Below are 7,530 nucleotides of genomic sequence, written 5' to 3'. Positions count from 1 at the left end.
CTGCGCGGTAAGCTCGAGCGCGACGGAGAAGCCTTCGGCGCGGCAATCCCCGACTTCGTGACGCCAGAATTCGTGCGCGACGAGGTGGCGCGCGGGCGGGCGATCATTCCCGCCAACATCAATCATCCCGAGAGCGAGCCGATGATCATCGGGCGCAATTTCCTGGTCAAGATCAACGCCAATATCGGCAACTCCGCCGTCACCTCGTCGATGGCCGAAGAGGTCGAGAAGATGGTGTGGGCGATCCGCTGGGGCGCCGACACGGTGATGGACCTGTCGACGGGCCGCAACATCCACAACATCCGCGAATGGATCGTGCGCAATGCGCCAGTCCCGATTGGCACGGTGCCGCTTTACCAGGCACTGGAAAAGGTGGGCGGCATCGCCGAGGACCTGACCTGGGAGGTGTATCGCGACACGCTGATCGAGCAGGCCGAGCAGGGCGTCGACTATTTCACCATCCACGCCGGCGTGCGGCTGCACTATATCCCGCTGACCGTCGACCGGGTGACCGGGATCGTCTCGCGCGGTGGCTCGATCATGGCCAAATGGTGCCTGCACCATCACCGCGAGAGCTTCCTCTACGAACACTTCGCCGAGATCTGCGACATTTGTCGGGCCTACGACGTGTCCTTCTCGCTCGGCGACGGGCTTCGTCCGGGCTCGATCGCCGACGCCAACGACGCCGCGCAGTTCGCCGAGCTGGAAACGCTAGGCGAACTGACTCAGATCGCCTGGGCCAAGGACTGCCAGGTGATGATCGAGGGGCCCGGTCATGTGCCGATGCACAAGATCAAGCAGAACATGGACAAGCAGCTCGCCGTCTGCGGCGAGGCGCCGTTCTATACGCTGGGGCCGCTCACCACGGACATCGCGCCGGGCTACGATCACATCACCTCCGGCATAGGTGCTGCCATGATCGGCTGGTTCGGCACGGCAATGCTCTGCTACGTCACGCCGAAGGAACATCTCGGCCTGCCCGACCGCAATGACGTCAAGACTGGCGTGATCACCTATAAGATCGCCGCCCATGCCGCGGATCTCGCCAAGGGCCACCCTGCGGCGAAGGTCAGGGACGATGCTCTTTCCCGCGCGCGGTTCGAGTTCCGCTGGGAAGACCAGTTCAACCTGTCGCTCGACCCCGAAACGGCGCGCTCGTTCCACGACGAGACCTTGCCCAAGGAGGCGCACAAGCTGGCGCATTTCTGCTCGATGTGCGGGCCGAAATTCTGCTCCATGCGCATTTCCCACGACATCCGGGCCGAGGCACAGAAAGAAGGCATGGCGGCGATGGCGGCGAAATACCGTGAGGGCGGCGATCTCTACGTGCCGGCGGACGAGACCGGCGCGCCGCTGATGTCAAAGGTGGCCCAGCCGTCATGAAGGTGCTGGTCAATGGGGCCGGCGTCGCCGGCCTCACTGCCGCCTTCGAGCTCGCCACGCGCGGCGCGACGGTGACGGTTGCGGAGACAAGGCATGGCCTTGGCGGCAATGCGTCGTGGTTCGCCGGCGGCATGCTGGCGCCCTGGTGCGAGCGTGAAAGCGCGGAGCAGCCAGTGCTGGATCTCGGACGCGACGCCGCCGACTGGTGGGATGCGGCGACGCCCGGCCAGGTGACGCGGGCCGGAACGCTGGTCGTGGCCGCGCCGCGCGATGCGGGCGAGCTCGACCGCTTCGCCAGCCGCACGTCGGGTCACCGGCGTGTCGATGAAGACGAAGTCGCGCGGCTCGAGCCCGACCTCGCCGGCCGCTTCCGTCGTGGACTGCTCTTCCCCGACGAGGCCCACCTCGACCCGCGCCAGGCGATGGCGAAACTTCATGACCGGCTCGCGGCCATGGGCGTCGCATTCCGCTTCGGCGCCGATATCAGGCAGGTTTCCGGTTTCGATCGCCGGATCGACTGCACGGGAATGGCCGCTGTCGACGACAGGGTGCGCGGCGTGCGCGGCGAGATGCTGATCCTGCGTGCGCCCGACGTCTCGCTGTCGCGGCCGGTCCGGCTGCTTCATCCGCGCTTTCCGCTCTACATCGTGCCGCGCGCCGACCACCGTTTCATGATCGGCTCGACGATGATCGAAAGTCAGTCCGGGGGATCGATCACGGCCCGTTCGATCATGGAGTTGCTCAGCGCTGCCTGCGCGCTCCATCCGGCCTTTGGCGAGGCGGAGGTCCTTGAGACCGGCGTCGGCGTTCGCCCGGCCTTTCCAGACAACCTGCCGCGCGTCGAAACGAGCGGCGACACCGTCAGGATCAACGGCCTCTATCGTCATGGCTTTCTTCTGGCGCCCGCCATGGCACGGCAAGCAGCCGAAATTGTCTTCAGGCAGCACGAACCTGTGGAGACTACACATGAAACTGATCGTCAATGGCGAAGCGCTCGAGATCACGGCGACGACCCTGGCGGCGCTGCTTGCGGCGCTCGACTATGAGGGCGACTGGCTGGCAACGGCCGTCAACAGCGACCTCGTGCACAAAGCCCATCGGGCGGAATTCCATTTGAGCGACGGCGACCGGATCGAAATCCTCTCGCCCATGCAGGGAGGCTAGCGATGCTGGAGCTTTTCGGGACGACGCTTCCCTCTCGCCTGCTTCTCGGAACGGCGCAATATCCGTCGCCAGCCATCCTTGCCGATGCGGTTAAGGCGTCGGGCACATCGGTGCTGACCGTCTCCTTGCGGCGGGAGATGGCGGGCGGCAAAGCCGGCGAGAAATTCTGGGCGCTGATCAGCACGCTTGGCACGAAAATCCTGCCCAACACCGCCGGCTGCCATTCCGTCAAGGAAGCGGTCACGACCGCGAAGATGGCACGCGAACTGTTCGGCACGAACTGGATCAAGCTGGAAGTGATCGGCAACCACGACACGCTGCAGCCGGATGTGTTCGGCCTGGTCGAGGCGGCGCGCATCCTCAGCGAGGACGGCTTTTCGGTATTCCCCTACACCACCGACGACCTCGTCGTCGCCGAACGGCTGCTTGAGGCGGGCTGCAAGGTCCTGATGCCGTGGTGCGCGCCCATCGGTTCGGCGCTGGGGCCGGTCAACATCCCGGCGCTGCGATCGATGCGCGCACATTTCCCTGGCATCCCGCTGATCGTCGACGCGGGATTGGGCCGGCCATCACATGCCGCGACCGTGATGGAACTCGGCTTCGATGCGGTGCTCCTGAATACGGCGGTCGCCAAGGCTGCCGACCCGGTCGGCATGGCGCGGGCATTCGGCAAGGCGGTGGAAGCCGGCCATGAGGCGTTCCGCTCGGGAATGCTCGAACCGCGCGAGGTCGCGATGCCGTCGACGCCGACATTCGGCAGGGCGGTTTTCGTATGAAGCTCGATCCCTTCTACCTGATCGTCGACAGCGCCGCCTGCATCGAACGGTTGGCGCCCCTCGGCGTCAGGCTGGTTCAGTTGCGCATCAAGGCTATGGACGAGGCCGGACTGCGCGCCGAAATCCGCAAGGCGAAAGCCTTGTGCGCCGAGCACCAATGCCAGCTTATCGTCAACGACCACTGGCGACTGGCGATCGAGGAAGGCTGCGACTTCATCCATCTTGGCCAGGAGGATCTGCAGACCGCAGACCTCTCGGCGATACGCGCAGCCGGTATGAGGCTCGGGCTCAGCACGCATGATCATGCCGAACTGGAAACGGCCATCGCCGCCAAGCCCCACTACATCGCGCTCGGCCCCGTCTATCCCACCATCCTGAAGAAGATGAAATGGGCGCCGCAAGGGCTGGAGCGGATCGGCGAGTGGAAGCGCCGGGTCGCGCCCATCCTCTTGGTCGCCATCGGCGGCCTCAACCCTGACCGGCTCGACGGCGTTCTCGACGCGGGCGCCGACAGCGCCGCGGTTGTGACCGATATCACGTTGAATGCCGATCCCGAGGCGCGCACGCGGGAATGGATCGCAAGGACGGAGCGATGGCGCTGAGGCAAGAACCGCACGTCCTTGTCGTTGCCGGATCCGACTCCAGCGGGGGTGCCGGACTTGCACGCGATATCGAGACGATCTCTTCGCTTGGCGTGCGCACCTGCCTGGCCGTCACCGCGCTGACAGTTCAGACGCACGAAAGCGTGGCGCAAATACACCGCTCATCGCCACGCCTGGTGGCCGACCAGATGCGCGCCGCGCTGCAGGCCAACGAGGTGGTCGCCATCAAGATCGGCATGCTGGCGACTGCCGAGACCGTCGTTGCCGTTGCGGCCGTGCTGCGCGAAAATCCGCGGGTGCCGGCAATACTCGATCCGGTGTTGGCCTCCACCTCAGGCCGGGGGCTGCTGGAAGCAGATGGCGTCGCGGCCATGAAGCATGACCTGATGCCGCTTTGCCGCTTGGTCACGCCCAATCTCATCGAGCTGGCGCTTCTTGTCGCGGCGGAATGCGCTACCGACGAGGATGGCGCGATCAGGCAGGGTCAGGAATTGCTCGGCGCAGGTGCGCAGGCCCTGCTGATCAAGGGCGGTCATGCATCGGGACCGCGATCGACCGACATTCTGTTGCGCTCGAACCAAGAACCACTCCGCTTCGACACACCACGCCTTGCAGCATCGATGCGTGGGACGGGATGCATGCTGGCCAGCGCGATCGCCGCGCATCTGGCGAAGGCGAAGCCGCTTGAAGACAGCGTGCGCGAAGGTAAGCAGCTTGTCTTCCAGAAGTTCATGGAGCGGTCCGACTGACTCCGGCGCATGGCAAAAATCCTCGCCTGTGGCGTCCGAAGGAAGCATGTTCGGTCTTCAGGGTCGCTCGGTCTTTTCGTAATGTCGCAAACAGGCTTCAATCGCGACACCGCTCCGCCCTATAGTCCGCCCGCTTTACCACTTTGGAGTCACGGGCAATGGCAGGGTTTCCGGAAAAGGCGAAGGTCGTCATCGTCGGGCTGGGCGGGATCGTGGGCGCTTCCATCGCCCATCACCTGATCGAGCGCGGATGGGACGACATTGTCGGCATCGACAAGTCCGGCATCCCGACCGATATCGGCTCGACGGCGCACGCGTCCGACTTCTGCTACACGACCAGCCATGACTTCCTGTCCTGCTGGACAACGCTCTATTCGATCGATTTTTACGAGAAGATGGGCCATTACGCGCGCATTGGCGGCCTCGAAGTCGCGCGCGTCGGCGACGACAGCCGCATGGCGGAGATCAAGCGCAAGATCGCTTCGGCCAAATCCTTCGGCACCCGGGCGCGGCTGATCGAGCCGGCCGAGATCAAGGAAAAGTTTCCGCTGATCGAAGAGAGCATGGTGCAGGGCGGCTTGTGGGATCCGGATGCCGGCCTGGTCATTCCGCGCTCGCAGACGGTCGCCGGCAAGCTCGTCGACCAGGGTGTGGCCTCCGGCAAGCTCCAGTCTTTCGCCAACACCTCGGCCAAGTCGCTGATCGTCGAGAACGGGCGCATCAAGGGCGTGGTGACCGAGCGCGGAACGATCATGGCCGACTATGTGGTCGTCTGCACCGGCATCTGGGGCCGTTTGACCGCGGCGCTGGTCGGCGAGGACCTGCCGGTGATGCCGATCGACCATCCGCTGACCTTCTTCGGCCCCTACAACGAGTTCGCCGGCACCGGCAAGGAGATCGGCTGGCCACTGCTGCGCGACCAGGGCAATTCGGCCTATATGCGTGACACCGGCGATCCCAAGACCGCCGAGGGCGGGCAGATCGAGTGGGGCTATTACGAAGAGAACAATCCGCGTCTCTGCCACCCGCGCGACCTGCTCGAAAAGGACCAGGCGCGGCTGTCGCCGTCGCAGCGCGATCTCGACATGGAGCAGATCCTGGCGCCGCTGGAACGCGCCATGGAGCTGACGCCGATCTTGGGCGAGCTCGGCTACAATGAGAGCCATTCCTTCAACGGCCTGCTGCAGGTGACCACCGACGGCGGCCCATCGATGGGCGAGAGCCAGAAGGTGAGGGGCCTGTGGTACGCCGTCGCCATCTGGGTCAAGGACGGCCCCGGCATGGGCAAGCTGATCGCCGACTGGATGACCGACGGCCGCACCTCGATCGACCATCACGCCATCGACTATGCGCGCTTCTACCCGCACCAGACGAAGGAAGAGTTCATCTGGGAGCGCTGCACCGAGACGGCGATGAAGGTCTACAATCCGGCTGTGCATCCGCGCGAGCCGTTCTCGAAGGGCCGCAACATACGCCGCTCGCCGTTCTGGGAGCGCGAGAAGGAACTCGGCGGCTATTTCATGGAACTCGGCGGCTGGGAGCGCGCCCACGGTTATGCCGCCAACGAGTATCTGCTGGAGAAATACGGCAACCGCGTGCCGGTGCGCCAGAACGAATGGGACAACCGCCACTTCTGGCGCGTCTCCAATGCCGAGCATCTGGCGATGAGCGAGGATTGCGGTATCGTCAACCTGTCGCATTTCTCGATGTATGACGTCGAAGGGCCCGACCATGTCGCGCTGCTCGAATGGCTGTGCGCGGCCAAGATCGGCGGCGACAACAACATCGGCAAGGGCATCTACACCCACTTCCTCGACGAGGAAGGCATGGTGCGCGCCGACTTCACCGTCATCCGCATGGCCGACCGCTGCCGTGTGATCGACGGCGCCGACGCCGGTCCGCGCGACTTCCGCTACATGCAGCGCACCGCGCAGGACAAGGGCTTCGACGTCACCGTCACCGACGTGACCGAAAAATACGTCACCATCGGCATCTGGGGCCCGAACGCGCGCACCACTCTGCAGAAGGTGGTCGAGGATCCGAACGGGCTGACGCCGGAGAATTTCCCCTTCGCCGCGATCAAGCCGATCCGGATCGGCGGCAAGGATGTGACGGCGTTCCGCATCTCCTATGTCGGCGAGCAGGGTTGGGAATTGCACATGCGCTACGAAGATGGCTTGGCCGTCTGGGACGCGCTGCGCTCGACCGGCGTCATGCCGTTCGGCGTCGAGACCTATGCCAACACGCGCCGCATGGAAAAGAGCCTGCGGCTGCAGAACGCCGACCTGTTGACCGAGTACAATCTGCTCGAGGCCGACCTTGCACGTCCGAAGGTCAAGGAGAACGATTTCTGCGGCAAGGCCAAGCATGTGGAGTATCGCGCCCGCGAGCATCAGCCGGCGATGCTGTGCACGCTGGTGATGACCGACAACATCGATGCGAACGGCGTCGCGCGCTATCCGGTCGGCACCATGCCGGTGCTGGACCCCGCGACCGGCGCGACGCTGGTCGACGAACTCGGCCGCCGCTCCTTCACCACCTCGGTCGCCTACGGCCCGACCATCGGCAAGAACATCGCGCTTGCCTATCTGCCCTGGGCCTACGCCCAGGAAGGGCGCAAGCTGCAGGTCGAGTATTTCGGCGAGACCTATCCGGTCGAGGTTGCCGGTGTCGGCTACAAGCCGCTCTACGATCCGGAGAGTCTGAAGCCGCGCAGCTGAGTTTTTTCAAGCTGCACGAGAAGCCCGGCCCCCGCCGGGCTTTTCGCTTTGTCCGGCCGCGATTCTCGCTTACCGTCGCGGCATGTCTGCTTTTGCCAGTGCAAGACATCTCCTTCCGTTCTGCGCCGCGCTGGCG

Annotated in this window: 7 protein-coding genes; all 7 read left to right on the top strand. The window is 64.7% G+C overall.

From position 1 onward, the window contains the following. Positions 1-1,383 (top strand): phosphomethylpyrimidine synthase ThiC (gene thiC, locus EN780_RS22770; protein WP_128275382.1); only part of this gene is annotated, 1,383 nt, incomplete at its 5' end. After that, positions 1,380-2,429, top strand: a complete 1,050-nt coding sequence (gene thiO / locus EN780_RS22765; RefSeq protein ID WP_128275381.1) for a glycine oxidase ThiO — start codon at positions 1,380-1,382, stop codon at positions 2,427-2,429. The genes thiC and thiO, both read left to right, overlap by 4 nt. Then, a complete protein-coding gene (gene thiS, locus EN780_RS22760; RefSeq protein WP_095783628.1) occupies positions 2,350-2,547 on the top strand; it encodes a sulfur carrier protein ThiS in 198 nt (65 codons plus the stop codon). Before thiO ends, thiS begins: the two co-directional genes overlap by 80 nt. A 2-nt stretch (positions 2,548-2,549) precedes the next feature. Next, a complete protein-coding gene (locus EN780_RS22755) occupies positions 2,550-3,323 on the top strand; it encodes a thiazole synthase (RefSeq protein WP_128275380.1) in 774 nt (257 codons plus the stop codon). After that, positions 3,320-3,925: a thiamine phosphate synthase gene (locus EN780_RS22750; protein ID WP_128275379.1), complete on the top strand. Its 606-nt coding sequence runs from the start codon at positions 3,320-3,322 to the stop codon at positions 3,923-3,925. The genes EN780_RS22755 and EN780_RS22750 overlap by 4 nt, the downstream gene beginning before the upstream one ends. Beyond that, positions 3,916-4,674, top strand: a complete 759-nt coding sequence (locus EN780_RS22745) for a hydroxymethylpyrimidine/phosphomethylpyrimidine kinase (protein WP_128275383.1) — start codon at positions 3,916-3,918, stop codon at positions 4,672-4,674. The genes EN780_RS22750 and EN780_RS22745 overlap by 10 nt, the downstream gene beginning before the upstream one ends. 158 nt (positions 4,675-4,832) lie before the next feature. Next, on the top strand, positions 4,833-7,394 hold the full coding sequence (locus EN780_RS22740; RefSeq protein WP_128275378.1) for an FAD-dependent oxidoreductase: 2,562 nt from the start codon (positions 4,833-4,835) through the stop codon (positions 7,392-7,394). The last annotated feature ends 136 nt before the right edge of the window (positions 7,395-7,530 follow it).

The organism is Mesorhizobium sp. M4B.F.Ca.ET.089.01.1.1 (assembly GCF_004022605.1).
Taxonomy (GTDB): Bacteria; Pseudomonadota; Alphaproteobacteria; order Rhizobiales; family Rhizobiaceae; genus Mesorhizobium; species Mesorhizobium abyssinicae.
Note: the sequence above shows the minus strand (reverse complement) of the source record. Positions and strands in the feature narration are given on the sequence as shown.